The 24,203-nt window shown below is 64.5% G+C and carries 24 protein-coding genes; 12 read left to right on the forward strand and 12 right to left on the reverse strand.

Annotated elements, in window-relative coordinates:
* Window positions 1–22: 22 nt before the first annotated feature.
* Both ABIB00_RS28155 and ABIB00_RS28160 read right to left on the reverse strand, forming a co-directional pair.
* Complete coding sequence (locus ABIB00_RS28155; RefSeq protein WP_354106596.1) at window positions 23–1,132, reverse strand: DUF2336 domain-containing protein; 1,110 nt, start codon at window positions 1,130–1,132, stop codon at window positions 23–25.
* Between the two features lie 251 nt (window positions 1,133–1,383).
* A complete protein-coding gene (locus ABIB00_RS28160; protein ID WP_354106597.1) occupies window positions 1,384–2,085 on the reverse strand; it encodes an RluA family pseudouridine synthase in 702 nt (233 codons plus the stop codon).
* Between the two features lie 60 nt (window positions 2,086–2,145).
* On the opposite strand from ABIB00_RS28160, the gene ftsY reads away from it, so the two are divergent.
* Complete coding sequence (ftsY, locus tag ABIB00_RS28165; protein WP_354106598.1) at window positions 2,146–3,093, forward strand: signal recognition particle-docking protein FtsY; 948 nt, start codon at window positions 2,146–2,148, stop codon at window positions 3,091–3,093.
* Between the two features lie 128 nt (window positions 3,094–3,221).
* The gene (locus ABIB00_RS28170) at window positions 3,222–3,824 is read left to right on the forward strand and encodes a septation protein A (RefSeq protein ID WP_354106599.1); all 603 of its coding nucleotides are present in this window, start codon (window positions 3,222–3,224) and stop codon (window positions 3,822–3,824) included.
* A gap of 102 nt (window positions 3,825–3,926) precedes the next feature.
* On the opposite strand, the gene ABIB00_RS28175 is transcribed toward ABIB00_RS28170, so the two are convergent.
* The 5 genes from ABIB00_RS28175 to ccmA form a co-directional block, all read right to left on the reverse strand.
* Entirely contained in the window at window positions 3,927–4,514 is a 588-nt protein-coding gene (locus ABIB00_RS28175; protein ID WP_247344457.1) for a DsbE family thiol:disulfide interchange protein, read from the reverse strand.
* Window positions 4,511–4,696 carry a heme exporter protein CcmD gene (ccmD, locus tag ABIB00_RS28180; protein WP_247344454.1) on the reverse strand — a complete coding sequence of 62 codons (186 nt, stop codon included), beginning with the start codon at window positions 4,694–4,696 and terminating at the stop codon, window positions 4,511–4,513. Before ccmD ends, ABIB00_RS28175 begins: the two co-directional genes overlap by 4 nt.
* Entirely contained in the window at window positions 4,693–5,463 is a 771-nt protein-coding gene (locus ABIB00_RS28185; RefSeq protein WP_354106600.1) for a heme ABC transporter permease, read from the reverse strand. The genes ccmD and ABIB00_RS28185 overlap by 4 nt, the downstream gene beginning before the upstream one ends.
* A gap of 76 nt (window positions 5,464–5,539) precedes the next feature.
* Entirely contained in the window at window positions 5,540–6,208 is a 669-nt protein-coding gene (gene ccmB / locus ABIB00_RS28190) for a heme exporter protein CcmB (RefSeq protein WP_247444087.1), read from the reverse strand.
* A gap of 76 nt (window positions 6,209–6,284) precedes the next feature.
* Window positions 6,285–6,887, reverse strand: coding sequence for a heme ABC exporter ATP-binding protein CcmA (gene ccmA / locus ABIB00_RS28195; protein ID WP_354106601.1), 603 nt, complete (start codon window positions 6,885–6,887; stop codon window positions 6,285–6,287).
* 243 nt (window positions 6,888–7,130) lie between these two features.
* On the opposite strand from ccmA, the gene acnA reads away from it, so the two are divergent.
* The 3 genes from acnA (at window position 7,131) to ABIB00_RS28210 (ending at window position 11,819) form a co-directional block, all read left to right on the forward strand.
* The gene (gene acnA / locus ABIB00_RS28200) at window positions 7,131–9,851 is read left to right on the forward strand and encodes an aconitate hydratase AcnA (protein WP_354106602.1); all 2,721 of its coding nucleotides are present in this window, start codon (window positions 7,131–7,133) and stop codon (window positions 9,849–9,851) included.
* A 221-nt stretch (window positions 9,852–10,072) separates the two neighbouring features.
* On the forward strand, window positions 10,073–10,849 hold the full coding sequence (locus ABIB00_RS28205; RefSeq protein ID WP_247444084.1) for a DUF1223 domain-containing protein: 777 nt from the start codon (window positions 10,073–10,075) through the stop codon (window positions 10,847–10,849).
* Between the two features lie 601 nt (window positions 10,850–11,450).
* Window positions 11,451–11,819 carry a DUF2794 domain-containing protein gene (locus ABIB00_RS28210; protein ID WP_247344437.1) on the forward strand — a complete coding sequence of 123 codons (369 nt, stop codon included), beginning with the start codon at window positions 11,451–11,453 and terminating at the stop codon, window positions 11,817–11,819.
* Window positions 11,820–11,935: 116 nt separating this feature from the next.
* Here the strand turns inward: ABIB00_RS28210 and ABIB00_RS28215 are convergent, their stop codons facing one another.
* The 4 genes from ABIB00_RS28215 to ABIB00_RS28230 all read right to left on the reverse strand — a co-directional run bounded on the left by ABIB00_RS28215 (window position 11,936) and on the right by ABIB00_RS28230 (window position 17,108).
* Window positions 11,936–12,466, reverse strand: a complete 531-nt coding sequence (locus ABIB00_RS28215; protein ID WP_247344434.1) for a GNAT family N-acetyltransferase — start codon at window positions 12,464–12,466, stop codon at window positions 11,936–11,938.
* A 291-nt stretch (window positions 12,467–12,757) separates the two neighbouring features.
* Window positions 12,758–13,549: a Bax inhibitor-1/YccA family protein gene (locus tag ABIB00_RS28220; protein WP_247344431.1), complete on the reverse strand. Its 792-nt coding sequence runs from the start codon at window positions 13,547–13,549 to the stop codon at window positions 12,758–12,760.
* Between the two features lie 269 nt (window positions 13,550–13,818).
* Window positions 13,819–16,389, reverse strand: a complete 2,571-nt coding sequence (locus tag ABIB00_RS28225; protein ID WP_354106603.1) for an ABC transporter permease — start codon at window positions 16,387–16,389, stop codon at window positions 13,819–13,821.
* Window positions 16,386–17,108 (reverse strand): ABC transporter ATP-binding protein, encoded by a 723-nt coding sequence (locus ABIB00_RS28230; protein ID WP_354106604.1) that lies wholly within the window; start codon window positions 17,106–17,108, stop codon window positions 16,386–16,388. The genes ABIB00_RS28225 and ABIB00_RS28230 overlap by 4 nt, the downstream gene beginning before the upstream one ends.
* A gap of 55 nt (window positions 17,109–17,163) precedes the next feature.
* Here ABIB00_RS28230 and ABIB00_RS28235 point away from each other — a divergent pair, with 55 nt between their 5' ends.
* Entirely contained in the window at window positions 17,164–17,799 is a 636-nt protein-coding gene (locus tag ABIB00_RS28235; protein WP_354106605.1) for an arylesterase, read from the forward strand.
* A gap of 175 nt (window positions 17,800–17,974) precedes the next feature.
* Window positions 17,975–18,511, forward strand: a complete 537-nt coding sequence (thpR, locus tag ABIB00_RS28240; protein ID WP_247444080.1) for an RNA 2',3'-cyclic phosphodiesterase — start codon at window positions 17,975–17,977, stop codon at window positions 18,509–18,511.
* Between the two features lie 41 nt (window positions 18,512–18,552).
* Here thpR and ABIB00_RS28245 read toward each other — a convergent pair whose 3' ends face one another.
* Entirely contained in the window at window positions 18,553–18,807 is a 255-nt protein-coding gene (locus ABIB00_RS28245; RefSeq protein WP_354106606.1) for a type II toxin-antitoxin system VapB family antitoxin, read from the reverse strand.
* A gap of 139 nt (window positions 18,808–18,946) precedes the next feature.
* Here ABIB00_RS28245 and zapE point away from each other — a divergent pair, with 139 nt between their 5' ends.
* The 5 genes from zapE to sucD all read left to right on the forward strand — a co-directional run bounded on the left by zapE (window position 18,947) and on the right by sucD (window position 24,124).
* Window positions 18,947–20,131, forward strand: a complete 1,185-nt coding sequence (gene zapE / locus ABIB00_RS28250) for a cell division protein ZapE (protein ID WP_354106607.1) — start codon at window positions 18,947–18,949, stop codon at window positions 20,129–20,131.
* Window positions 20,132–20,353: 222 nt separating this feature from the next.
* Window positions 20,354–21,322 carry a malate dehydrogenase gene (gene mdh, locus ABIB00_RS28255; RefSeq protein ID WP_247344412.1) on the forward strand — a complete coding sequence of 323 codons (969 nt, stop codon included), beginning with the start codon at window positions 20,354–20,356 and terminating at the stop codon, window positions 21,320–21,322.
* 202 nt (window positions 21,323–21,524) lie between these two features.
* On the forward strand, window positions 21,525–22,721 hold the full coding sequence (gene sucC, locus ABIB00_RS28260; RefSeq protein WP_247344410.1) for an ADP-forming succinate--CoA ligase subunit beta: 1,197 nt from the start codon (window positions 21,525–21,527) through the stop codon (window positions 22,719–22,721).
* Window positions 22,722–22,725: 4 nt separating this feature from the next.
* On the forward strand, window positions 22,726–23,205 hold the full coding sequence (locus ABIB00_RS28265; RefSeq protein ID WP_354106608.1) for a DUF1579 family protein: 480 nt from the start codon (window positions 22,726–22,728) through the stop codon (window positions 23,203–23,205).
* A 34-nt stretch (window positions 23,206–23,239) separates the two neighbouring features.
* On the forward strand, window positions 23,240–24,124 hold the full coding sequence (gene sucD / locus ABIB00_RS28270; RefSeq protein ID WP_247344406.1) for a succinate--CoA ligase subunit alpha: 885 nt from the start codon (window positions 23,240–23,242) through the stop codon (window positions 24,122–24,124).
* Window positions 24,125–24,203 lie beyond the last annotated feature (79 nt).

The raw sequence follows: 24,203 nt of genomic DNA on the forward strand, positions 1-24,203 counted from the left end.
CAACTTGGTACGCAGCGTACGCCTACAACGCCCGCACCTGCCAGAACCTGAGCGTCCGCCGCGCATTCTCCGGCGTCATGCGTGCGTAATGGCCTTGCGCTCTCGCGATGTCCGCCGGCTTCATCGCGCCCGTCGCAAAACGGCTTTCGAGCACGGCGGCGGTGGTTTCCCAGCTGAGCTGTGCCGCCTTGCACGGCACCAGCAGGCCGTCCTCACGCAGGCTCTGCATCAGTGGGCGAATCACTTCGACGGTCGATCCAGACAGTGCCGCCAACGCCGCCACGGCCTCTTCATAGCGCCGCTGCGTGGCGAAGCCGAGCAATGTCGTCTCGGTCAGCTGGCCGCCCGCCTTGAGGTTTGCAATTGCCCGTTTGGCACCTTCGAAGTCGCGGACCCCCGACATTTCGCGCTCGACGCCGACGGTGACCGCTGCAATCGCGCCCTGGATCTCGTCGAACAGATGCGTCGGCGCGCGCGACAACAGGCGGGTGCGCACGGCGTCGGTCGCCGAGCGCAGCAACTCGCGGCGCAGATCCGATGGCAGGTCGACGCGGACGCCGACGCTGACGGCGAGTTCGGGATCAGCCTCGGCCTGTCCGACGATGACGGCAAATCCGTTGCCGGAAACGCGCGCGCCGGGATTGGCGGCAAGTCGCCGGCTGACGCTGGGATAGCGCCGCGCCAGCAGCGCATCGGTGACGATCTCCTTTAACCACCAGCGCCCGGCGACCGCGAGCAGATGCGGCTCGCCTTTGCTCGATGCGATCTTCACCAGCTCGCCATCGTCGAGGCGCGCGGATTCCTGGAGCACGGGACCGGCGATGCGGATCTCGTCATTGTTGGCGAGGCGGCGGATGACCGATGGTGGCGCCTGCGCGATCGGCGCGAGCTGCGCGCTGATCTCGGCGAGAGCAACGCGCGCGGCCATGTCCGCGATGGCCCGGAGCTCGATGGTGCCGATCAGGCGCTCGAGCACGTCGTCGAACAGTGCGATCTGCTCGTCGTCAAAACTGGCGGCGGAGGACAGGAACAGGTCGGTGACGCGGCGGGCGGTTGCCAGCCCCTTTTCCGCGGAGCCTGTCCGAAGCGCGGACTCGACCTCGTCGATGATCGATAACCCGGCCGTGGACATGACGCGCAGCTCGTCCTGAGCAGATTGACGGAAGCTTGTTCTAAGCAACCGCTATCATGAGGGACGAGCACTGAACGTTTCGTAAACTATAGGAAGCCCAACGGGTACTGATCCTCATCCTGAGGAGCCCGCGAAGCGGGCGTCTCGAAGGATGGCCGCAGGTGAGATCCGGGCCTGCATGGTTCGCCCGGCGATGCAAGGCATCGTCCGGAGACGCGTTCCGCGCTCCTCACCATGAGGGTCTGAAATGGCTATTCTCCGTTCCACCCGCAGGCGCGGAGCCGCTCATGCATGTGGGGCGGGGCTGGCGCCACGACGCGGACCGGCTCCTTGTTCCGGGAGATCGGCACTACGATCTCGCGGGAATGCAGATGTAACTTCGGCTCCCCGAAGCGCGGGCCGCTGCCGTAAATGTTATCGCCGAAGATCGGCCAGCCGGTGGCTGAGGAATGCACCCGCAATTGATGGGTCCGGCCGGTTACCGGTTCCATGGCGAGCCAGGTCAGGCCCTCGCTCCGGCCCATCACCTTCCAGTTGGTGACCGCCTTCTGGCCCTCCGGGTCCGGCTTCTGCCACCAGCCGCGTTCGGCATTGAGCCGGCCGAGCGGCATATCGATGGTGCCTTCGTCCTGGGCGGGGCCGCCCTCGACGATGGTCCAGTAGGTCTTGCCGATCTTGCCATGCTTGAACAGCAGGCCGAGCGAGGCGGTCGCCTTGCGATGACGGCCGAGGATGAGGCAACCGGAGGTGTCCTTGTCCAACCGGTGGGCCAGCACCGGCGGCCGCGGCAGGCCGAAACGGAGCGCGTCGAAGGAGGTTTCCAGATTGGCGCCGCCCTTGGGGCCGCGATGCACCGGCAGGCCGGCCGGCTTGTCGATGACCAGCATCAATCCGTCGCGATGGAGCACGCGCGCCAGGATTTCGTCGGCGGTCAATTCTGGAACATCGAGCAATTGCAGGACTTTCGGTCAAGACTTTCGTTTGGGAGCCGGAACGGCTAACACACCGCCACCATGAACGATACCACCCCCGAGACCCCCAAGCAGAGCTGGTGGCGCCGCCTGTCCAACGGGCTGAAGCGCACCTCGTCCTCGCTCGGGACCGCGGTCGCCGACCTCGTCACCAAGCGCAAGCTCGACCGCGCCATGCTCGACGACATCGAGGACGTGCTGCTGCGTGCCGACCTCGGCACCTCGGTCGCGGTGCGGATCGCGGACGCCGTCGGCACGGGGCGTTACGACAAGGCGATCTCGGCAGACGAGGTCAAGGACGTCGTCGCGACCGAGGTCGAGAAGGTGCTGGCGGCGGTGGCGAAGCCGCTCGAGATCGACGCCGGCAAGAAGCCCTTCGTCATCCTCGTGGTCGGCGTCAACGGCTCCGGCAAGACCACCACCATCGGAAAACTCTCGCAAAAATTCGCGTCCGAAGGCCGCAAAGTGATGCTGGCCGCCGGCGACACGTTTCGCGCCGCAGCGATCGAGCAGCTCAAGGTTTGGGGCGAACGCACAAAGACGCCCGTCATCTCAGGCGCGCAGGGCTCGGATTCAGCGAGCCTCGCCTTTAACGCGCTGACGGCGGCGAAGGAGCAGGCCGTCGACGTGCTCCTGATCGACACCGCCGGTCGGCTTCAGAACAAGGCCGAGCTGATGAACGAGCTCGAAAAGGTCGTGCGGGTCATCCGCAAGGTGGACGCGACTGCGCCGCATGCGGTGCTGCTTGTGCTGGATGCCACCGTCGGCCAGAACGCGCTCTCGCAGGTCGAGGCCTTCCACCGCACGGCAGGGGTCACCGGCCTCGTGATGACGAAGCTCGACGGCACCGCTCGCGGCGGCATTCTGGTGGCGCTTGCGGAAAAATTCAAACTGCCGGTGCATTTCATCGGCGTCGGCGAAGGCGTCGACGATCTCGCGCCGTTCACCGCGCGCGACTTCGCCCGCGCCATCGCCGGAATCGAATCGTAGGTTTCTATCGTCATGCCCCGCGCAGGCGGGGCATCCAGTACGCCGCGCCGTTAGTTGTGGATCACCAGCGCCTCGGAATACTGGATCCCCCGCCTCCGCGGGGGGCTGACAGCAACAAAGGTCAAGGAATGGACAAGACCCAGCCGCATCCGCTGTTCAAGCTGGCGACCGAGCTCGGCCCGCTGCTCGTGTTCTTCTTCGTGAATGCGAAGTTCAATCTGTTCGCCGCGACCGGCGCTTTCATGGTCGCGATCGTCATTGCGATGGTCGCCTCCTATGTGGTGACACGGCACATCCCGATCATGGCGATCGTGACAGGCGTCATCGTGCTGGTGTTCGGCACGCTGACCCTGGTGCTGCACGACGAGACTTTCATCAAGCTCAAGCCGACCATCATCTACGCCCTGTTCGCCGCGATCCTCGGCGGTGGCCTGTTGTTCGGTCGCTCCTTCATCGCCGTCATGTTCGACCAGATGTTCAACCTGACGCCGCGGGGCTGGCGCATCCTCACACTGCGCTGGGCGCTGTTCTTCGCCGGCATGGCGGTGCTGAACGAGATCGTCTGGCGCACCCAGAGCACGGACTTCTGGGTGAACTTCAAGGTGTTCGGCGTCACCCCGCTGACCATGGTCTTCGCCATCGCCCAGATGCCGCTGACAAAGCGTTATCATCTCGAGCCGGCGTCGCTGGAAACGAGCGAGGCCGAGGCGGGCGACGTGCGGAAGGGTTGAATTTCCCAACTCGTCATTGCGAGCGAAGCGAAGCAATCCAGAATCCCTCCGCGGAGACAGTCTGGATTGCTTCGTCGCAAGGGCTCCTCGCAATGACGGTGACTATTTCAGCGCCTTCTCCATCTGCGGCAACAACACCGTCCGCAGATTGTCCGGCGTGATCGGTCCCACCATCTTGTAGACGATGGTGCCTTCGCGTCCGACGACAAACGTCTCCGGCACACCATAGACGCCCCATTCGATCGAGGCGCGGCCGTTGGCGTCCACGCCGACGTGGCCGAACGGGTTGCCGTAGCGCCCGAGGAAGCGCCGCGCGTTGTCGGCGGCGTCCTTGTAGTTGATGCCGACGAGCTGGAAGCGTTTGTCTTTTGCCAATTCGGTCAGGAGCGGCGCCTCGTCGTGGCACGGCACGCACCAGGACGCCCAGACATTGACGAGGCTGACCTTGCCCTTGAAGGCGGCGGGATCGAGGCCGGGGATCTGCGCGTTGTCAGCCTGCAATCCATCGAGCGGCGGCAGCGTGGTTTGCGGCGCGGGACGACCGATCAGCGCGGAAGGAATCCGCGAGGGATCGCCGCTGCCGAGCCGGAACCAGAATAACAGTGCCAAGCCGATAAAGGCGACCAGCGGCAGCACCATCAGGAAGATGCGGCGCTGCGGCGGAGCGGACGTCGGTTGATCGCTCGTCATCGCTGATCACTCCCGCTGCGCCCCGAACGGCGGGTGATGCCGCTGCGGTCGAGATCGCGCAGGCGCTGGATCTGGCTACGGTAGTCGAGCACGATCCAGCCGATCAGGATCACGACCACGAGGGCGGCTGCCGCGTAGGACGTCACGATGAAGGATGCGTAGGGGCCAAGCGACATCGTCATGCAGCCCCAATTTCTTTCGATGCGCCCACGTCGCTCGAAAACGCCACACGGCTCGCCTGCATCATTTGCAGCGAGCGGACACGGCGGCGCAAAATCTCGTTGCGCATCGCTGCCAGATGCAGCGTGACGAACAGCAGCGTGAACGCGATCGCCATCACCAGCAACGGGATCAAGAAGGATTTGTCGAGCGACGAGCCGCCCATCCGCATCACCGATGCCGGCTGGTGCAGCGTGTTCCACCAATCGACCGAGAACTTGATGATGGGCAGGTTGATCGCACCGACCAAGGTCAGCACGGCCGCAGCGCGCGCCGCGCGGGAGGGATCGTCGACCGCGCGCCACAGCGCCATCAGGCCGAGATACATCAGGAACAGGATTAGCACCGAGGTCAGCCGCGCGTCCCATTCCCAATAGGTGCCCCACATCGGCCGGCCCCACAGCGAGCCCGTCAGCAGCGCAAGAAAGGTGAAGGCGGCGCCGATCGGGGCTGCAGCTTTGGCGGCGACATCGGCGAGCGGATGCCGCCACACCAGCGTGCCGAGCGAGGCCAGGCTCATCACGCCCCACACGAACATCGACAGCCACGCATTGGGCACGTGGATGAACATGATCTTCACCGTCGCGCCCTGCTGGTAGTCGTCGGGCGCGTAGGCCGATTGGTAGAGCCCGACCGCGAGCAGGATGACAGTCGCGGCCGCAAGCCATGGCAACACCCGCGCCGTCAGCGCGAGGAACCGTGTGGGGTTGGCGAGGTCGATCAGGGTCATGGTATTCTGATAGTCACAGGTAAGCGCTCAGGCAATCAGCACGAAAGTCCGGAGCGAAAATTGATTGGGGTCAAGGTCAGTCCAGTCCATGCTTCAGGCTCGCCGCGGCCGCGAAAGGGCCGACCACGAGGCTGACCAGCGACAGCGCGCACAGGATCGAGAACGGCGCGCCGAACGTCATGGGTCCGACGATCACGGCCTGCGAGGCCGCGACCCCGAAAATCAGGACCGGAATCGACAGCGGCAGCACCAGGACGGCCATCAGCAAGCCGCCGCGGTGCAGCGTCACCGCCAGCGCCGCGCCGATCATGCCGGTGAACGTCAGCGCCGGGGTGCCGGCAAGCAGCGTCAGCGCCACAGCGCCGGTTGCGACCATGTCGAGGTTGAGCAGCAGGCCGAGCACGGGGGTTGCGACGATCAGCGGCAGGCCGGCGGCGAGCCAATGCGCCAGCGCTTTCGACGCGCAGGCGAGTTCCAGCGGTGTCCGGCTCATGGTGATCAGGTCGAGCGAGCCGTCCTCGTGGTCGGCCATGAACAGCCGGTCGAGCGTCAGCAGGCTCGCCAGCAGCGCGCCCAGCCACAGGATCGCCGGCCCGAGCCGCGACAGCAGCGCCAGATCCGGCCCCACCGCAAACGGCATCAGCACCACCACGGTCAGGAAGAACAGCACGCCAATCAGCGCCCCGCCGCCGACGCGAAGCGCGATCCGGATGTCCCGGCGAATGAGGGCGGACAGGGCGGTCATGGGGTGGCTCTCGCAAGGCAGCGGCGGAAGGACGAGGCTAGACCCGACCGCCTGGAAATCTGAGGGTCGGACCGTCTCATGCCACACCCCCGATCCGAAGCTCCCGCGAATCGATGCCGAGCGGGGCGTGGGTGGCGGCGATGATCAGGCCGCCGCGGCCGAGGTGCTCGCGCATCAATCCGGAAAACATGTCCCGGCCGGCGACATCCAGCGCCGTGGTCGGCTCGTCGAGCAGCCAGACCGGACGGCGGACCGTCAGCAGGCGGGCCAGCGAGAGCCGGCGGCGCTGGCCGGCGGACAGGAAGGCGGCCGGCAGATGGGCGGCGTGGTCGAGGCCGACGATGGCGAGGCTTTCGACAGGGTCAAAACGCTCCCCGCCGAGAAAATCGGCCCAGAATGCCAGATTCTCTGCCACGCTCAGGGCCGGCTTCAGGGCGTCGCGATGACCGAGATAGTGGCATTGCTCCGGCAGGGTCAGCTCGGCATCGCCTCCGTCCAGCGCGATCGTGCCGCCCGCCGGAACGAGCAGGCCCGCGATCAGCCGCAGCAGCGACGTCTTGCCCGATCCATTGCGGCCCACGACCGCCACGGCTTCGCCCGAGCCGGCCTTGAAATCGAGCCCGGAAAACACGTCGCGTCCGCCCCGCACGCAAATCACCCCGCGTCCGGAAAGCTGCATCGTGCCTCGTATCAATCCGCTCAAGCCAGGCCTCAGGAAATCTTGGGGTAGCGCATGGGAATTTTTGGCTCGCGAATTGCTGCGGCACCATTGTGGCTGTGGCGGCGCCGTTAGAAAGCTTCTATAAGCCCGGAACTACTTGATGCAGCAACTTAACCTGCCCCTGCAAGCGACCTAGCCGGAATCGCTGACGGTGTTAAAATACCCCTTGCCGGGTATAACTAACAATTGGGATTTCCTTTCATGACCTCGCTCGACAGCTTCAAATGCAAAAAGACCCTCAAGGTCGGCGCCAAGACCTATGTCTATTACAGCCTGCCCACGGCCGAGAAGAATGGTCTGAAGGGAATTTCCAAACTTCCCTATTCGATGAAGGTTTTGCTCGAGAACCTGCTCCGCAACGAGGACGGTCGCTCGGTCAAGAAGGAAGACATCGTCGCGGTGTCGAAATGGCTGCGCAAGAAGTCGCTGGAGCATGAGATCGCGTTCCGCCCGGCTCGCGTGCTGATGCAGGATTTTACCGGCGTGCCGGCGGTGGTCGACCTCGCTGCCATGCGCAACGCGATGCAGAAGCTTGGCGGCGATGCCGAGAAGATCAATCCGCTGGTGCCGGTCGATCTCGTTATCGACCACTCCGTGATCGTGAACTTCTTCGGTGACAACAAGGCTTTCGGCAAGAACGTCACCGAGGAATACAAGCAGAACCAGGAGCGCTACGAGTTCCTGAAGTGGGGCCAGAAAGCGTTCACGAACTTCTCCGTCGTGCCACCCGGCACCGGCATCTGCCACCAGGTCAATCTCGAATATCTCTCGCAGACGGTCTGGACCAAGAAGGAAAAGATGACGGTCGGCAAGAAGACCGGCACCTTCGAGGTCGCCTATCCCGACTCGCTGGTCGGCACCGACTCCCACACCACCATGGTCAACGGTCTCGCCGTGCTCGGCTGGGGCGTCGGCGGCATCGAGGCGGAAGCCTGCATGCTCGGTCAGCCGCTGTCGATGCTGCTGCCGACCGTCGTCGGCTTCAAGCTGAAGGGCGCGATGAAGGAAGGCGTCACCGCGACCGACCTCGTGCTGACAGTGACGCAGATGCTGCGCAAGCTCGGCGTCGTCGGCAAGTTCGTCGAGTTCTTCGGCCCCGGCCTCGACCATCTCTCCGTCGCCGACAAGGCGACCATCGCCAACATGGCGCCCGAATACGGCGCGACCTGCGGCTTCTTCCCGGTCGACGCCGCTGCGCTCGATTATCTCAAGACGTCCGGCCGCGCCCCGGCGCGGGTCGCGCTGGTGCAGGCCTATGCCAAGGCGCAGGGACTGTTCCGCACCGCCAAGTCGGCCGATCCGGTGTTCACGGAGACGCTGACGCTCGACCTCGGCGACGTCGTGCCTTCGATGGCCGGTCCGAAGCGTCCCGAAGGCCGCATTGCGCTGCCGTCGGTCGCCGAAGGCTTTTCGGTCGCCCTCGCCAGCGAATACAAGAAGACCGACGAGCCGGCGAAGCGCTTTGCCGTCGACGGCAGGAACTTCGACCTCGGCCATGGTGACGTCGTGATCGCGGCGATCACCTCCTGCACCAACACCTCGAATCCGAGCGTGCTGATCGGCGCCGGTCTGCTGGCGCGTAACGCCGCCGCGAAGGGCCTCAAGGCGAAGCCGTGGGTGAAGACCTCGCTCGCCCCGGGCAGCCAGGTGGTGGCGGCCTATCTCGCCGATTCCGGTCTCCAGGCCGATCTCGACAAGGTCGGCTTCAACCTGATTGGCTTCGGCTGCACCACCTGCATCGGCAATTCCGGCCCGCTGCCCGAGGAGATCTCGAAGTCGATCAACGACAACGGCATCGTCGCGGCTGCCGTGCTCTCCGGTAACCGCAACTTCGAAGGCCGCGTCTCGCCGGACGTGCAGGCGAACTATCTGGCCTCGCCGCCGCTCGTCGTCGCCCACGCGCTCGCGGGCAGCGTCACCAAGAACCTGGCCGTCGAGCCGCTCGGCGAAGGCAAGGACGGCAAGCCGGTCTACCTGAAGGACATCTGGCCGACGACGAAGGAGATCAACGCCTTCATGAAGAAGTTCGTGACCGCGGCGATCTTCAAGAAGAAGTATGCCGACGTGTTCAAGGGCGACACCAACTGGCGCAAGATCAAGACGGTCGAGAGCGAGACCTATCGCTGGAACATGAGCTCGACCTATGTGCAGAACCCGCCCTATTTCGACGGCATGAAGAAGGAGCCGGAACCGGTCACCGACATCGTCGAGGCGCGCATCCTCGCCATGTTCGGCGACAAGATCACCACCGACCACATCTCGCCGGCCGGTTCGATCAAGCTCACCTCGCCCGCGGGCAAATACCTCAGCGAGCACCAGGTGCGTCCGGCCGACTTCAACCAGTACGGCACGCGGCGCGGCAACCATGAAGTCATGATGCGCGGCACCTTCGCCAATATCCGCATCAAGAACTTCATGCTCAAAGGTGCGGACGGAAATATCCCCGAAGGCGGCCTAACCAAGCACTGGCCCGACGGCGAGCAGATGTCGATCTACGACGCCGCGATGAAGTACCAGCAGGAGCAGGTCCCGCTGGTGGTGTTCGCGGGCGCGGAATACGGCAACGGCTCCTCGCGCGACTGGGCCGCGAAGGGCACCCGTCTGCTCGGCGTGCGCGCCGTGATCTGCCAGAGCTTCGAGCGCATCCACCGCTCCAACCTGGTCGGCATGGGCGTGCTGCCGCTGACCTTCGAGGACGGCACCTCCTGGTCGTCGCTCGGTCTGAAGGGCGACGAGAAGGTCACGTTGCGTGGTCTCGTCGGCGATTTGAAGCCGCGCCAGAAGCTGACCGCGGAGATCGTCTCCGGCGACGGCTCGTTGCAGCGCATTTCGCTGCTTTGCCGCATCGATACGCTGGACGAGCTCGAATACTACCGTAACGGCGGCATCCTGCACTACGTGCTGCGCAAGCTCGCGGCGTAAGCGCGGATTTGTGAACGGTGGCTCACTGCGAAGTGAGTAGAAGGTTGAACGAAGGCGGCCTATCACAAGGCCGCCTTCGCGCCTTTGCGGCAGGCTTCAGATGGGCCTGTCCGGCAGAGAACTTCGCCAAGGACGGTCGAATGTGTGAGGCCCGTAAGACTACGGTGACCATCCGGCGGTAAGATTTCCCCTCTCACGAGTAATGGTGTGCGGCGTTCGACATGACAACAATGACGGCTTCTCATCTGGTTTCGCGTTGGTCCGGTGCCCTCTGGTCGGGCGCACTCGGGATCTGCGCGATCGTCGCCGTCATTCGTCCTGCCGAAGCTGAGCCCCGCGCCGTTGTCGAATTGTTTACCTCGCAGGGCTGCTCCTCCTGCCCGCCGGCCGACAAGATCATCGGCGACCTCTCCAGCGATCCCTCGATCATCGCGCTGAGCATGCCGATCGACTATTGGGATTATCTCGGCTGGAAGGACACACTGGCGGATTCGCGTTTTTCTGCACGGCAGCGGGCCTATTCGCGCATGCGCGGCGACCGCGAAGTCTATACGCCCCAGGTCGTGGTCAACGGCTCCACGCATGTCGTCGGCAGCGACCGCACCGGCATCGAAAGCGCGATCGGCAAGACCGACAAGGGCACGGGCGTGATGAGCGTGCCGGTGACGATGTCGCTCGCGGGCAAGCAGATCAATGTCTCGGTGGCCGCGAGCAAGGAACCGGCGGTCTCGCGTGGCGAGGTCTGGATCTGCTCGATTGCGAAATCGGTGCCGATCGCGATCAGCCGCGGCGAAAATCGCGGACAGCAGGTCATCTATCACAACGTGGTTCGCAACCTACTCAAGGTCGGCGACTGGACCGGCCGTTCGGAAAGCTGGACGGTGCCGATCGAGAACCTCACGCGCGACGGCGTCGACGGCGCTGTGGTCTATGTCCAGGACGGCAGCCGGGAAAAGCCGGGGCCGATGCTGGGCGCGGCGTATACGTCGCTGCACTGATTCGATTCTCTCTCTAAGAGTCGTACTGGGCTCTCAACCCTCATGGTGAGGAGCGCGCCCTTGCGCGCGTGGCGGACGATGCTGCGCATCGCCGCGAGAACCATGCAGGCCCCGCTGATGCAGCCCGGCCTCGATCCTTCGAGACGCCGCTTCGCGGCTCCTCAGGATGAGGGGAGTTTGCGCGGTGTGGAGAGGAATTGGTCGAGCCAGAAACATCCCGGCACAAACAAAAAAGGACCAACTTGCGTTGGCCCTCCTTGTCGTGCGAACAGACCCGATCCTGACGACCCCGGGGGGCTGGGGGCTGAGGAATCCGGAACCGAAAGGACCGGGTCAACGCACACCCGCTTTTTGGCAGGGCAGGGCGGCAGTCGCTTGGCGGAAAAGCGGCGACACTATGATTCTTGCTAACGATCCCGTGACGGTTTGCGCGACAGAGTTCCACCCTGCGTGTGCCCGGAATTCGCACCGGATTCTATGCGCCCTCTCAAGGCCCCCTTGCGGTGGGGAACAGTTGGGGCAATCATGCAGCTGTCATGATCCGCGGTTCCGGGGACGGTCTTCGCGGACGTGATCATGCTGTGGCGACAGGAGGCTTTCTATGAGTCTGTCGGAGGATGCCGATCCGAGCGAACAGCGCGCGGCGGCGCGCCCAGCCGCTGCGAATGCGCAACTGGGCCGGGTGACGTTCAACCGGCTCGAGTTGCATCGTATTCTCAATCTCTACGGCCGTATGGTCGCCGACGGCGAGTGGCGTGATTATGCCATCGACTTCCTGAAAGACCGCGCCGTGTTCTCGGTGTTTCGCCGCGCCTCGGAAGTGCCGATCTATCGCATCGAAAAAGATCCGCGCCTCGCGCGCAAGCAGGGCATGTACAGCGTGATCTCGGCGACGGGTCTGATCCTGCGCCGCGGCCACGAGCTCGAACGCGTGCTGCTGGTGATCGATCGCAAGCTGGCGGTGGTGTAACTGCACGAACAGCGCCGTAGGGTAGGCAAAGGCGCAGCGCGCCCGTGCCCACCATCTCTCCTCAATCGCCGCGCTAGGTGGGCACGCTTCGCTTTGCCCATCCTGCGAGAGCGAGCCTACTTCCCCGGCACCGTACCCGCACCCTCGCCGAGGTCGCGCTGCATCATCACCGTATCCAGCCAGCGGCCGAATTTCAGCCCGACGCTGGGATGCGTGCCGATCATCTTGAAGCCACCCTTGGTGTGCACGCCGATCGAGCCGGCATTGGCGGAATCGCCGATCACCGCGATCATCTGGCGGAAGCCTCGCGCCTCGCATTCGACAACCAGACGCTCCAGCAACAGAAGTCCGACGCCGCGACGGTGAAAGCCTGGATCGAGATAGATCGAGTTCTCGACCGTGAAGCGGTAGGCCGGCCGCGGCCGGTAGGCCCCCGCATAGGCATAGCCGGCAACGCGGCCGTCGAGGATGGCGACGAAATAGGGATAGCCGCCGTCGATCAGCGTACGATAGCGGCGCGTCATCTCGGCGAGATCGGGCGGGTCCAGCTCGAAGGTCGCGGTGCCCTCGCGGACGGCCTGCTGGTAGATGGCGGTGATGGCGGGAAGGTCGGCCTCGAGGGTGGGCCTGATTTCAGGTGCGGACATGGGGCGAGATTAGAGCGTTCCCGAGACGGCTGGAAGAGGCAACGGCTTCTCGGCGTCGTCTTTGCGAGCGCCGCAGGCCCCATCTTCTCCGCTGTCATGCCCCGCATAGGCATCCAGTACTCCGAGACAGCGCGGCTAGAACGGAGCCGCTGCGGCGTACTGGATCGCCCGCCCCAGTGCGCAATTGCGGACAAGGCGGGGCATGACAGCGGCGGGTGCTGCGACGTCCGGCCCCAAGCAAAAACCCCGACCTTTCGGCCGGGGCTCGTGTTGTTCGCTCTGGGCTTGCGCTTAGTCGCGCTGGCCGAGGAGCTGCAGGAGCAGCGTGAACAGGTTGATGAAGTTCAGGTACAGCGACAGCGCGCCGGTGATGGCCGCACGCTCCGCGACTTCACCGCCGGCCGAGGCGTAGCCGTAGATGTAGTCGTTCTTCAGCCGCTGGGTATCCCAGGCGGTGAGGCCCGCGAACACCAGCACGCCAACCACCGACACGACGAACTGGAGCAACGAGCTCGCCAGGAACAGGTTGACCAGGCTCGCGATGACGATGCCGATCAGGCCCATGAACAGGAACGAACCCATTCCGCTCATGTCACGCTTTGTGGTGTAGCCGTAGAGGCTGAGCGCGCCGAAGGTCGCCGCGGTGATGAAGAACACCCGCACGATCGAGGTGTGGGTGAACACCAGGAAGATCGAGGACAGCGAGACGCCCATCAGCGCCGCGAACACCCAGAACAGGATCTGGGCGGTCGAGGGCGCGAGACGGTTGATGCCCGCCGAGATCACGAACACCATGGCGAGCGGCGCGAGCATGAACAGCCACTTCAGGGGGCTGACGAACATCGCGTAGCCGAACGGCGTCAGGAACAGCTTGCCGACACGGACGGCTTCCGGGGTCGGAACATCCGTCACGGCGGCCATGTAGACGCCGAGTGCGGCAAGGCCGGTGATGGCCAGGCCGATGCTCATGTAGTTGTAGATGCGCAGCATGTAGGCGCGCAGGCCGGCATCGACCGTCGCGGCGTCAACACGCCCGGCGGCCCTGCCGAAAGGAGAAGCGTAGTTACGGTCTAGGTCCGACATGGTCGAATTCCCGTTGGTTAGCCCGGTCCGGCATGAGGGCTCCATGCCACCGGTTCGTCAAATTCTATCTCGGATACCGATGTCTGCCGACTAAATTTTGGCTAACAATCGGGGCTCCGAACCCATTCGATATGTGGGAAACTAACACATTCGCTGCAACCGTCCACGCGCGGCTGAATGTCGCCCTCGCCCGCAATCCTGGCGAGCAAACGTGGTTAATCGCCGGAATCGTGCGATTCCGCCCCCGCGCAGCCGCCCGCTACCATTTGTCACAAATTCCGCAGCACCGTGGCGGGCTTTTTGTTCAACGCCAGGAGCGTGCCGGCGAGCCCGAGGCCGACCGTGACGACCAGGGCGGCCGCGACCACGCCGGCCGCGCTGCCGGCCTGCCAGACGAAGGTGAGCGTCATCAGCCGGGTCACGATCATCCATGCAGCGACGCTGCCGGCGAAAACGCCGAAAACCGCAGTGGCGAGGCCGATCAGGAGGTATTCGAGCGCATAGGCGCCGAGCAGCCGCAGCCGGGTCGCGCCCAGGGTCTTGAGGATCACCGCATCGTAGACCCGGTGGCGATGGCCGGCGGCAAGCGCGCCGCCCAGCACCAGGATCGCCGAAATCAGGGTCACCGCGCTGGCGCCTCGGATCGCCAGCGCCAGATTGGTCACGACCGAGCCGACCGTCTCCATTACCTCGCGCACACGCACGCTCGTCACCATCGGATAGGCGTCGGCGACCTCCTTGATGATCTTGCCGTCGCCGGCCGCATCGCCGCCGGCTTCCGTCAGCGTCGCGATGTGGGTGTGCGGCGCGCCCTTGAACGCGTTCGGCGAGAACACCAGGACGAAATTGATACCGAGGCCCTGCCAGTCGATGCTGCGCAGATTGCTGATCTTCGCGGGGATGTCGCGGCCGAGGATATTGACCACGACCTCGTCGCCGAGCTTGAGGCCGAGCCCGTCCGCGATCTTCTTCTCCATCGAAACGAGCGGTGGGCCGGTATAATCGGGGCTCCACCACTCGCCCTCGACCACCTTGGAGCCTTTCGGCAGATCGGCGGTATAGGTCAGGCCACGGTCGCTCTGCAGCACCCACTCGGAATCGGTGGCGGGTTTGAGCTCCTCGGCGCGGACGCCGCGGGCTCCGACGATGCGCCCGCGCAGCATCGGCACGTCCTCGACCTTCGCGCCAGGCGCGATCTGGCGCAGATAACCGTCGAACTGCTCGGCCTGCGTGCTCGGGATGTCGATGAAGAAGAACGACGGTGCGTGCTCGGGCAATGCCGCCAGGAACTGCCGGCGCAGATTGCCGTCGATCTGGGTGATGGTGACGAGCACCGCGAGCCCGAGGCCCAATGACAGCACGACCGAGGGCGTCAGCGCGCCCGGCCGGTGGATGTTGGCGATCGCGAGGCGCAGCATCGGCAACCGCGTGCGCGGCAGCCGCCGCGCGATCGCCATCAGCAGCACGGCAATGCCGCGCAGCAGCGCGAACACGACGACGGAGGAGGCCACGAACACCGCGGCGATGCGCTTGTCGAACGACAGGCCAATCACGACCGCGACGAGCAGCGCGACCACGATGGCCATGAAAACGAGGTAGCTCCAGCGTGGCCGGTGCCATTCGTTGCTGATGGTGTCGCGGAACAGCGCGGCCACCGGCACGTCGTGCACGCGCCCGAGTGGCCACAGGCCGAAGGCAAGCGCAGTGAGCAGCCCGTAGACGAACGACAGCGCGAGTTCGTCGGCATGCACCGCCGGCACCACCGGCAGCGGCAGCAGCTTGCCGAACAGGCCGACGATCGCAAAGGGCATGGCGGCGCCGAGCGCAAGGCCGATCAACGAGCCGATCGCTGCGAGCAGGAGAACCTGCGCGAGATAGATGCCGAACACGTCGCGCCCGGTGGCGCCGACGGCCTTCAAGGCCGCGATCACCTCAAGCTTGTGGTCGATATGGCTCTTGACGGCATTGGCGACGCCGACACCGCCGACCAGCAACGCAGCGAGGCCGACCAGCGTCAAAAACTGCGTGAAGCGGCTGATATTGCGTTCGAGCTGCGGCGAGGCATTGGAACGGCTGCGGACCTCCCAGCCGGCCTGCGGCGCGGCGTTGCGCGCATCCGCGATGAAGGTTGCGGTGTCGCGCTCGCTGTTGGCGATCTCCGGCAGCTTCACCCGATAGACCCAGCGCACCAGGCTGCCGGGCTGGATCAGGCCTGTCGCGCGCAGGCCTGCCTCGCTGATCAGGAAGCGCGGGCCGAAGCCGATGCCGCCGGCGAGCTTGTCAGGCTCGGCCTCGACCGTGCTGCGGATCTGGAACGTTGCTGAGCCGACGGTGACGCGATCACCGGTCTTGAGCGAGAGCCGCGCCAGCAGCGTCGGATCGGCGGCGGCGCCGAACGCGCCGTCGCGCTCCGCGAGCAGGTCGGACATCGGCAGCGGCGGCGCCAGCGTCAGCTGTCCGAGCATCGGATAGGTGTCGTCGACCGCCTTCATCTCGACCAGTGCGAGCTGGCCCTCCGCCGACCGCGCCATGCCGCGCAGTGTGGCGGCGCTCGAGACGGTACCGCGCGAACGCAGGAAGGCGACTTCCTCCGGCTTCGCTTCGCGCTGAAACAAGACGAACGACACGTCGCCGCCGAGCAGCGTGCGGCCCTCGCGAGCGAGGCCGTCGCTCAGGCTCGCCGAGACCGAGCCGACGCCGGCGATGGCCATCACGCCGAGCGCGATGCAGGAAATGAATACGTAAAAGCCGCGCAGGCCGCCGCGCAATTCGCGCAGCGCGTAGCGCAGCGACAGCGCGACGCCGTTAGGCTTCGCGAACGGTTCGACTGCTGCGCTCATGCGGGCGCAGACTGCGTGTCGATGCGCCCCGAACGCAGGCGGATCACGCGATCGCAGCGATGCGCGAGTGAGGAATCGTGCGTGACCAGCACCAGGGTCATGCCGCGCTCGGCATGCTTGCTGAACAGGAGATCGACGATCTGCTTGCCGGTGGCTTCGTCGAGATTGCCGGTCGGCTCGTCGGCAACGAGGATCGCGGGATCGGGCGCCAGCGCGCGCGCCAGCGCAACGCGCTGCTGCTCGCCGCCGGAGAGTTGTGTCGGGTAATGATGCAGGCGATCGCCGAGCCCGACCGATTGCAGCTCCTGCGCCGCGCGCTTGGCGGCGTCGGGATTGCCGGCGAGCTCGAGCGGCACGGCGACGTTCTCCAGCGCCGTCATCGTCGGGATCAAATGGAAGGACTGGAAGACGATGCCGACCTGGCGGCCGCGGAAGCGGGCCAGCGCGTCCTCGTCGAGGCCATTGAAAGGCGTGCCGCTGACCACCACCTCTCCGCTATCAGGACGCTCCAGCCCAGCCATCACCATCAGCAGCGTGGATTTGCCCGAGCCTGACGGGCCGATCAGGCCGATCGTCTCGCTACGGCCGACGCGCAAGCTGATATCCTTGAGAATGTGAACGCGTGCCGCGCCCGTACCCAATGACAGATTGACGTTGGAGATGGCGATGGTGTCTGCCGAGCTGTCGGCGAGCGAAGAGGAAGAGATGCGAGTGTCCATGGTCCGGTCATATGGCAACTCCGTACGCGCGGTCGAGAGGCGTTACGGATTGTTCATGCACATAGCCGTGTTAATGTTCGCTTTGATGACGGTCGCAGATCCGGCCTGGGCGGAAGCGACAAAACCGGTCAAGCTTGTCGTTCTGGGCGATTCCTTAAGCGCCGGTCTTGGCCTCCCGGCCCAGGAAGCATTCCCCACAAAGGTTCAAAAAGCCTTGCAGGCCAAAGGCATAGACATCGACATGACCAACGCGGGGGTGTCCGGGGACACCTCGTCGGGTGGCCGTGACCGGCTCGACTGGTCGGTCCCTGACGGAACCGATGGTGTCATCATCGAGCTCGGCGCCAATGACGCGTTGCGCGGCATCGATCCCGACTTGACGCGCACCGCGCTCACCGAGATCGTCCAGCGCCTCAAGGCGCGCAAGATCGCGGTGATGCTGTGCGGCATGCTGGCGCCGCCGAATTACGGCCCCGATTATGCGGCACGCTTCAATTCGATTTATCCGGATCTGGCGAGAAAATTCGACGTGCCGCTCTATCCGTTTTTTCTTGAGGGTGTCGCGGCCGACGCCAAACTCAACCAGGCCGACGGCATTCATCCGACCGCGGCGGGCGTCGACATCATCGTCAAGAATATCTTGCCCACGGTTGAGGCATTCCTTGGCACGATAGCTGAGCAACGGCGTTGAAAAGCAGGCAGCGCCGACCGTAATTCCCAAGGTTTTACCGGGGTAAGGCGCGCGATGCTTCGCAGGGTCACACAACTGCGATAGGAATTGGGGTACCGGTGATTCGTCGCCGGCTCTAAAATTTGGATATGGTCTTTCCGAAGGGATCATGCCCAAGCATCGGGAGTGCGAAACGATGCCGCGTTTGTTCACCGGTCTGGAAATTCCGGCCGAGATTGGCCAGTCGCTTTCCAATTTGCGGGGCGGGCTTCCCGGCGCCCGCTGGATCGATCCCGAGAATTACCACGTCACCCTGCGTTTCATCGGCAATATCGACGGCATGTCCGCCAACGAAATCGCCTCGATGCTGTTTCGCGTCGACCGCAAGCCGTTCGAGGTGAAGGTGCAGGGTTTGCAGAGTTTCGGCGGACGCAAGCCGCGCGCGGTGGTCGCAACCATCGTGCCGAGCAAGCCGCTGATGGAATTGCAGGCCGAGCTCGAGCGCATGATGCAGCGGATCGGCCTCGACCCTGAAGGCCGCAAGTTCATCCCGCATGTCACGCTGGCCCGTCTGCACGACGCCACCGACCGAGATGTCGCCGACTATCTCTCGCTGCGCGGCTATTTTCCCAGCAAGGCGTTCACGGCCGAACGTTTCGTGCTGTTCTCCTCGCGCGCCTCCACCGGCGGCGGTCCCTATGTGGTCGAGGACGCTTACGAGTTGTGTGAGTGAGCTTGGCTCGCGAGCCATATGGCGCGTGGCGTCTATCGCGGTCAGAATGGCAACCCGTGTTTGTCATAGACAACAATTTCGTCTGCCGTCTGGTCGGCTACCACAGGCAGCTCGCTCCAGCGTCGGCGGCTCGCAGCCATATCGTCCAAGAGAGCAGTCTTGCGGTGCTGATTGTCGATCCGGCTAAGCCGCTCCTCGATAGCTCGCTTCGTCGCGACCACAACGGTCTCGCCGGTGAGTTGCGCCAGCCTCCACGCGAGATGCTCGGTCTCGGGGTCCTCAATACTAAGAGCCATGTCAGGAACCTCAAAGTAGCCGCTTAACTCTCTGATATTTCAATCATCCGCCCGCACCCACGTGGACCAGGGTAAGCGCATGCGCCCCTTGCGCCAATACACAGTTGCAATTTCCGCCAGTCTCTGGCGGTAAAGAGCCATGCTCTCGACCCCCAGTTCCCCATTCCGCGAGGCGTATCAGGCTCAGATCGCGTGCGGCGCGATCGAGCCCGACGCTGCGCAGGCCGAAATCGCCGAAGCCTATACGGCGCTCGACCAGCGGCTCGCCGATTACAAGCCGCCGCGCAAGCAGGGCTTGCTCAGCCGCCTGTTCAGCAGCGACAAGGACGAGGCGCCGCACGGGCTCTACGTCCATGGCGAGGTCGGCCGCGGCAAGACCATGCTGATGGATCTGTTCTTTCAGCACAGCACCGTCGAGCACAAGCGGCGCGCGCATTTCCACGAGTTCATGGCCGATGTGCACGAGCGCATCTACGACTATCGCCAGGGCATCGCGCGCGGCGAGATCGCCGACGGCGACGTCATCACGCTGACCGCGAACGCCATCTTCGAGGAGAGCTGGCTGCTCTGCTTCGACGAATTCCACGTCACCGACATCGCCGACGCGATGATCCTCGGCCGTCTGTTCGCAAAGCTGCTGGAACTCGGCACCGTGGTGGTCGCGACCTCCAACGTCGCGCCCGACGATCTCTACAAGGGCGGTCTGAACCGTTCGCTGTTCCTGCCGTTCATCAAGCAGATTACCGACCACATGGACGTGCTGCGGCTCGACGCGCGCACCGACTTCCGGCTGGAAAAACTTCAGGGCGTGCCGATGTGGCTGACGCCGGCAGACACTGAGGCGGACACCGCGCTCGACCGCGCCTGGTCGAAGATGTCCGGCAGCGCCAAATGCAAGCCGCGCGATATTTCGATCAAGGGGCGCATCCTGCACGTGCCGTGCTCGGCCCCCGGCGTGGCGCGGTTTTCGTTCGCCGATCTCTGCGAGAAGCCGCTCGGCGCGTCCGACTATCTCAGGCTGGCGCACGACTATCACACTATCCTGGTCGACCATATTCCAGTGATGGACCTCTCCCAGCGCAACGCCGCCAAGCGCTTCATCACGCTGATCGACACACTCTATGACAATGCCGTGAAGCTAATGGCTTCCGCCGATGCGAACCCGATCTCGCTGTACCTCGCCCACGAGGGCAACGAGGCCAACGAGTTCAAGCGGACGTCGTCGCGCCTGATTGAAATGAGCTCGGAATCCTATCTGGCGCTGCCCCACGGCCGCAAGGATTCCACCGCCAGCGGCTCGACCAAGGGCTTGGTGGAGACTTAAGTCCTATTTGCCAGCGGTGTCATTCCCGGGGGGCCGCGACGGAGCCCGCCATTGGACCATGTTTCGTGCAAGCTGGTTGGATGCGCTCTGGAATGACAGGGATGCGCTCCAATACGCGGCCAGCCCGACAATTGGGCAACCGGCGACTTGAACGGGGGAGGCTAAAGGGATAACCACCCGTCTCAGTTTTCCCCTCCTGACGTGTCTAAAGGACAGGTTCACATGGCGCGCGACAAGATTGCTTTGATTGGCTCCGGTCAGATCGGCGGAACGTTGGCTCATCTCATCGGCTTGAAAGAGCTGGGCGATGTGGTGATGTTCGACATCGCCGAGGGCGTGCCGCAGGGCAAGGCGCTCGACATCGCGCAGTCCTCGCCGGTCGACGGCTTTGACGCGCATTTCACCGGCGCGAACTCCTACGAGGCGCTCGACAACGCAAAAGTCTGCATCGTCACCGCCGGCGTGCCGCGCAAGCCCGGCATGAGCCGCGACGACCTCCTCTCCATCAACCTCAAGGTCATGGAGCAGGTCGGCGCCGGCATCAAGAAGTACGCCCCCGACGCTTTCGTCATCTGCATCACCAACCCGCTCGACGCGATGGTCTGGGCGCTGCAGAAGGCTTCCGGCCTGCCGCACAAGAAGGTCGTCGGCATGGCCGGCGTGCTGGATTCGTCGCGCTTCCGCTACTTCCTGGCCGACGAATTCAACGTCTCGGTCGAAGACGTCACCGCCTTCGTGCTGGGCGGCCATGGCGACACCATGGTGCCGCTGGTGAAGTACTCCACCGTCGCCGGCATCCCGCTGCCCGACCTCATCAAGATGGGCTGGACCTCGCAGGCGCGCCTCGACGAGATCGTCGACCGCACCCGCAACGGCGGCGCCGAGATCGTCAATCTGCTCAAGACCGGCTCGGCCTTCTACGCGCCCGCGGCCTCCGCGATCGCGATGGCCGAGAGCTATCTGCGCGACAAGAAGCGCGTGCTGGCCTCAGCCGCCTACCTGAACGGCGAATACGGCGTGAAGGACATGTATGTCGGCGTGCCCGTCGTGATCGGCTCCAAGGGTGTCGAGCGCGTCGTCGAGATCGAACTCGTCGGCAAGGACCGCGAGGCCTTCGACAAGTCGGTCGGCGCGGTTCAAGGCCTGGTCGACGCCTGCAAGAAGATCGCACCCGATCTTCTCGGCCGCTAAGGTCAAAACGTCCCCGCCGAAGACCGAAACCGGTCTTCGGCGGTTTCATTTCCGGGGGCCGCGTCGGGCGGGTTCCGGGTCCGCAAGTCCAGAGATCGATGTCAAAGAATCCGAGTTGCAGTTCCTGTGGTATATGGTATGCCAGCCACAAGACTGAGGTGGGCCCCTGCGGTCACCGCCCGCGGGTTCAGGGAGCGACCATATGAATATCCATGAATATCAGGCCAAAGCGCTGCTGAATGAGTTCGGCGTGGCGATCTCCAAGGGCGTTGCGGTCCTGAAGGCGGCAGACGCAGACGCAGCGGCCAAGGCCCTCCCGGGCCCGGTCTGGGTGGTCAAGAGCCAGATCCACGCCGGCGGCCGCGGCAAGGGCAAGTTCAAGGAAGCATCCGCCGGCGACAAGGGCGGCGTCCGCATCGCCAAGTCGGCCGCGGAGGTCTCCGAGTTCGCCAAGCAGATGCTCGGCGCCACGCTCGTGACGATCCAGACCGGCGCCGCCGGCAAGCAGGTCAACCGCCTCTACATCGAGGACGGCTCCGACATCGACAAGGAATTCTATCTTTCGATCCTGGTCGACCGCGAGACCTCTCGCGTCTCGTTCGTGGTATCGACCGAGGGCGGCGTCAACATCGAGGACGTCGCGCACAACAGCCCCGAGAAGATCGTGACTTTCTCGATCGATCCCGCGACCGGCATCATGGGCCATCACGGCCGCACCGTCGCCAACGCGCTGAAGCTTTCCGGCGATCTCGCCAAGCAGGCAGAGAAGCTCACCGCGCAGCTCTACGCGGCCTTCGTGGCCAAGGACATGTCGATGCTGGAGATCAACCCGCTGGTCGTAACCAAGCAGGGCCAGCTCCGCGTGCTCGACGCAAAAGTGTCGTTCGACGACAACGCGCTGTTCCGTCACCCCGAGGTGCTGGCGCTGCGCGACGAGACCGAGGAAGACGCCAAGGAAATCGAGGCGTCGAAGTACGATCTCAACTACGTCACGCTCGACGGCAACATCGGCTGCATGGTCAACGGCGCCGGTCTCGCCATGGCGACGATGGACATCATCAAGCTCTACGGCATGGCGCCGGCGAACTTCCTCGACGTCGGCGGCAGCGCCAGCAAGGAAAAGGTCGCGGCCGCCTTCAAGATCATCACCGCCGATCCCAACGTGAAGGGCATCCTGGTCAACATCTTCGGTGGTATCATGAAGTGCGACGTGATCGCCGAAGGCGTCACGGCTGCGGTGCGTGAAGTCGGCCTCAGCGTGCCGCTGGTGGTTCGCCTTGAAGGCACCAATGTCGAACTGGGCAAGAAGATCATCCGTGAATCCGGCCTGAACGTGGTGCCGGCCGACAATCTCGACGACGCCGCGCAGAAGATCGTGAAGGCCGTCAAGGGAGGCTAAGGCCATGACCCAGGACCATCTCGCCGCATCATCACCGCTGCCGGAGCACGCGCGTCTTGCCGCGTTCGCCGGCGAATGGAATGGCGAAGAGGTGGTCTTTCCGTCGCGCTGGACGGAAGGCGGGCCGGCCACCTCGCACGTCGTGGCACATATGGATCTCAACGGGTTTTACCTGATCCAGGACTCGGTTCAGATGCGCGACGGCAAGCAGGTCTTCGCCACCCACGGCATCTTCACCTTCGACAGCGAGGACCGGACCTACAAATTGTTCTGGTACGACTCGCTCGGCTACACGCCGCCCTCGCCCGCCTCCGGCGGCTGGGTCGGGAAGACCCTGACGCTGGTGCGCGGCTCGCTCCGCGGCAATGCGCGCCACGTCTACGAAATCATCGACGACGATTCCTATTCGTTGAAGATCCAGTTCTCGCCGGACGCGGAAGGCTGGGCCGACGTCCTCACCGGCGTCTACCGCCGCATCCACTGACCTCTCACACGTTAGTTTCGCGAAAGCAGACCTCATGTCCATCCTGATCGACAAGAACACCAAGGTCATCTGCCAGGGCTTTACCGGCAAGAACGGCACCTTCCACTCGGAGGCCGCGATTGCCTACGGCACCAAGATGGTCGGCGGCACTTCGCCGGGCAAAGGCGGCGCGACGCATTTGGGCCTGCCGGTGTTCGACACCGTGCGCGAGGCGCGTGAGAAGACCGGCGCCGACGCGTCCGTGATCTACGTGCCGCCGCCGGGCGCGGCCGATGCGATCTGCGAAGCCATCGATGCCGAGGTCCCGCTGATCGTCTGCATCACCGAGGGCATTCCTGTCATCGACATGGTGCGCGTGAAGCGTTCGCTGGCCGGTTCCAAGTCGCGTCTGATCGGGCCGAACTGCCCGGGCGTCATGACCGCCGGCGAGTGCAAGATCGGCATCATGCCGGCCAACATCTTCAAGACCGGCAGCGTCGGCATCGTCTCCCGCTCCGGCACCCTGACCTACGAAGCCGTGTTCCAGACCAGCCAGGAAGGCCTCGGCCAGACCACCGCGGTCGGCATCGGCGGCGACCCGGTCAAGGGAACCGAGTTCATCGACGTGCTGGAAATGCTGCTGGGCGACCCCAAGACCGAGTCGATCATCATGATCGGCGAGATCGGCGGTTCCGCCGAGGAAGACGCCGCCCAGTTCCTCAAGGACGAAGCCAAGCGCGGCCGCAAGAAGCCGATGGTCGGTTTCATTGCCGGTGTCACGGCCCCTCCCGGCCGCCGCATGGGCCATGCCGGCGCGATCATTTCGGGCGGCAAGGGCGACGCGGGTTCCAAGACCGACGCGATGAAATCGGCAGGAATTACAGTGTCTCCGTCTCCCGCCCGCCTTGGGCACACGCTTGCCGAAAAATTGAAGGGCTAATTCACTCCTTCGCACTTTTCCGGGCGAAGTTTCGCAGCAAATAGGGTAAATGGTGCCTGTCGCGCTGGTCCTCTGCCGG

It is taken from the genome of Bradyrhizobium sp. LB14.3, from assembly GCF_040547985.1.
Classification (GTDB): domain Bacteria; phylum Pseudomonadota; class Alphaproteobacteria; order Rhizobiales; family Xanthobacteraceae; genus Bradyrhizobium.

Coding starts and splice junctions, on each gene's coding strand:
- ABIB00_RS28155 (WP_354106596.1), bottom strand. CDS start 1,132: ATGTCCACGGCCGGGTTATCGATCATCGACGAGGTCGAGTCCGCGCTT.
- ftsY (WP_354106598.1), top strand. CDS start 2,146: ATGAACGATACCACCCCCGAGACCCCCAAGCAGAGCTGGTGGCGCCGC.
- ABIB00_RS28170 (WP_354106599.1), top strand. CDS start 3,222: ATGGACAAGACCCAGCCGCATCCGCTGTTCAAGCTGGCGACCGAGCTC.
- ABIB00_RS28175 (WP_247344457.1), bottom strand. CDS start 4,514: ATGACGAGCGATCAACCGACGTCCGCTCCGCCGCAGCGCCGCATCTTC.
- ccmD (WP_247344454.1), bottom strand. CDS start 4,696: ATGACGATGTCGCTTGGCCCCTACGCATCCTTCATCGTGACGTCCTAC.
- ABIB00_RS28185 (WP_354106600.1), bottom strand. CDS start 5,463: ATGACCCTGATCGACCTCGCCAACCCCACACGGTTCCTCGCGCTGACG.
- ccmB (WP_247444087.1), bottom strand. CDS start 6,208: ATGACCGCCCTGTCCGCCCTCATTCGCCGGGACATCCGGATCGCGCTT.
- ccmA (WP_354106601.1), bottom strand. CDS start 6,887: ATGCAGCTTTCCGGACGCGGGGTGATTTGCGTGCGGGGCGGACGCGAC.
- acnA (WP_354106602.1), top strand. CDS start 7,131: ATGACCTCGCTCGACAGCTTCAAATGCAAAAAGACCCTCAAGGTCGGC.
- ABIB00_RS28205 (WP_247444084.1), top strand. CDS start 10,073: ATGACAACAATGACGGCTTCTCATCTGGTTTCGCGTTGGTCCGGTGCC.
- ABIB00_RS28210 (WP_247344437.1), top strand. CDS start 11,451: ATGAGTCTGTCGGAGGATGCCGATCCGAGCGAACAGCGCGCGGCGGCG.
- ABIB00_RS28215 (WP_247344434.1), bottom strand. CDS start 12,466: ATGTCCGCACCTGAAATCAGGCCCACCCTCGAGGCCGACCTTCCCGCC.
- ABIB00_RS28220 (WP_247344431.1), bottom strand. CDS start 13,549: ATGTCGGACCTAGACCGTAACTACGCTTCTCCTTTCGGCAGGGCCGCC.
- ABIB00_RS28225 (WP_354106603.1), bottom strand. CDS start 16,389: ATGAGCGCAGCAGTCGAACCGTTCGCGAAGCCTAACGGCGTCGCGCTG.
- ABIB00_RS28230 (WP_354106604.1), bottom strand. CDS start 17,108: ATGGACACTCGCATCTCTTCCTCTTCGCTCGCCGACAGCTCGGCAGAC.
- ABIB00_RS28235 (WP_354106605.1), top strand. CDS start 17,164: ATGCACATAGCCGTGTTAATGTTCGCTTTGATGACGGTCGCAGATCCG.
- thpR (WP_247444080.1), top strand. CDS start 17,975: ATGCCGCGTTTGTTCACCGGTCTGGAAATTCCGGCCGAGATTGGCCAG.
- ABIB00_RS28245 (WP_354106606.1), bottom strand. CDS start 18,807: ATGGCTCTTAGTATTGAGGACCCCGAGACCGAGCATCTCGCGTGGAGG.
- zapE (WP_354106607.1), top strand. CDS start 18,947: ATGCTCTCGACCCCCAGTTCCCCATTCCGCGAGGCGTATCAGGCTCAG.
- mdh (WP_247344412.1), top strand. CDS start 20,354: ATGGCGCGCGACAAGATTGCTTTGATTGGCTCCGGTCAGATCGGCGGA.
- sucC (WP_247344410.1), top strand. CDS start 21,525: ATGAATATCCATGAATATCAGGCCAAAGCGCTGCTGAATGAGTTCGGC.
- ABIB00_RS28265 (WP_354106608.1), top strand. CDS start 22,726: ATGACCCAGGACCATCTCGCCGCATCATCACCGCTGCCGGAGCACGCG.
- sucD (WP_247344406.1), top strand. CDS start 23,240: ATGTCCATCCTGATCGACAAGAACACCAAGGTCATCTGCCAGGGCTTT.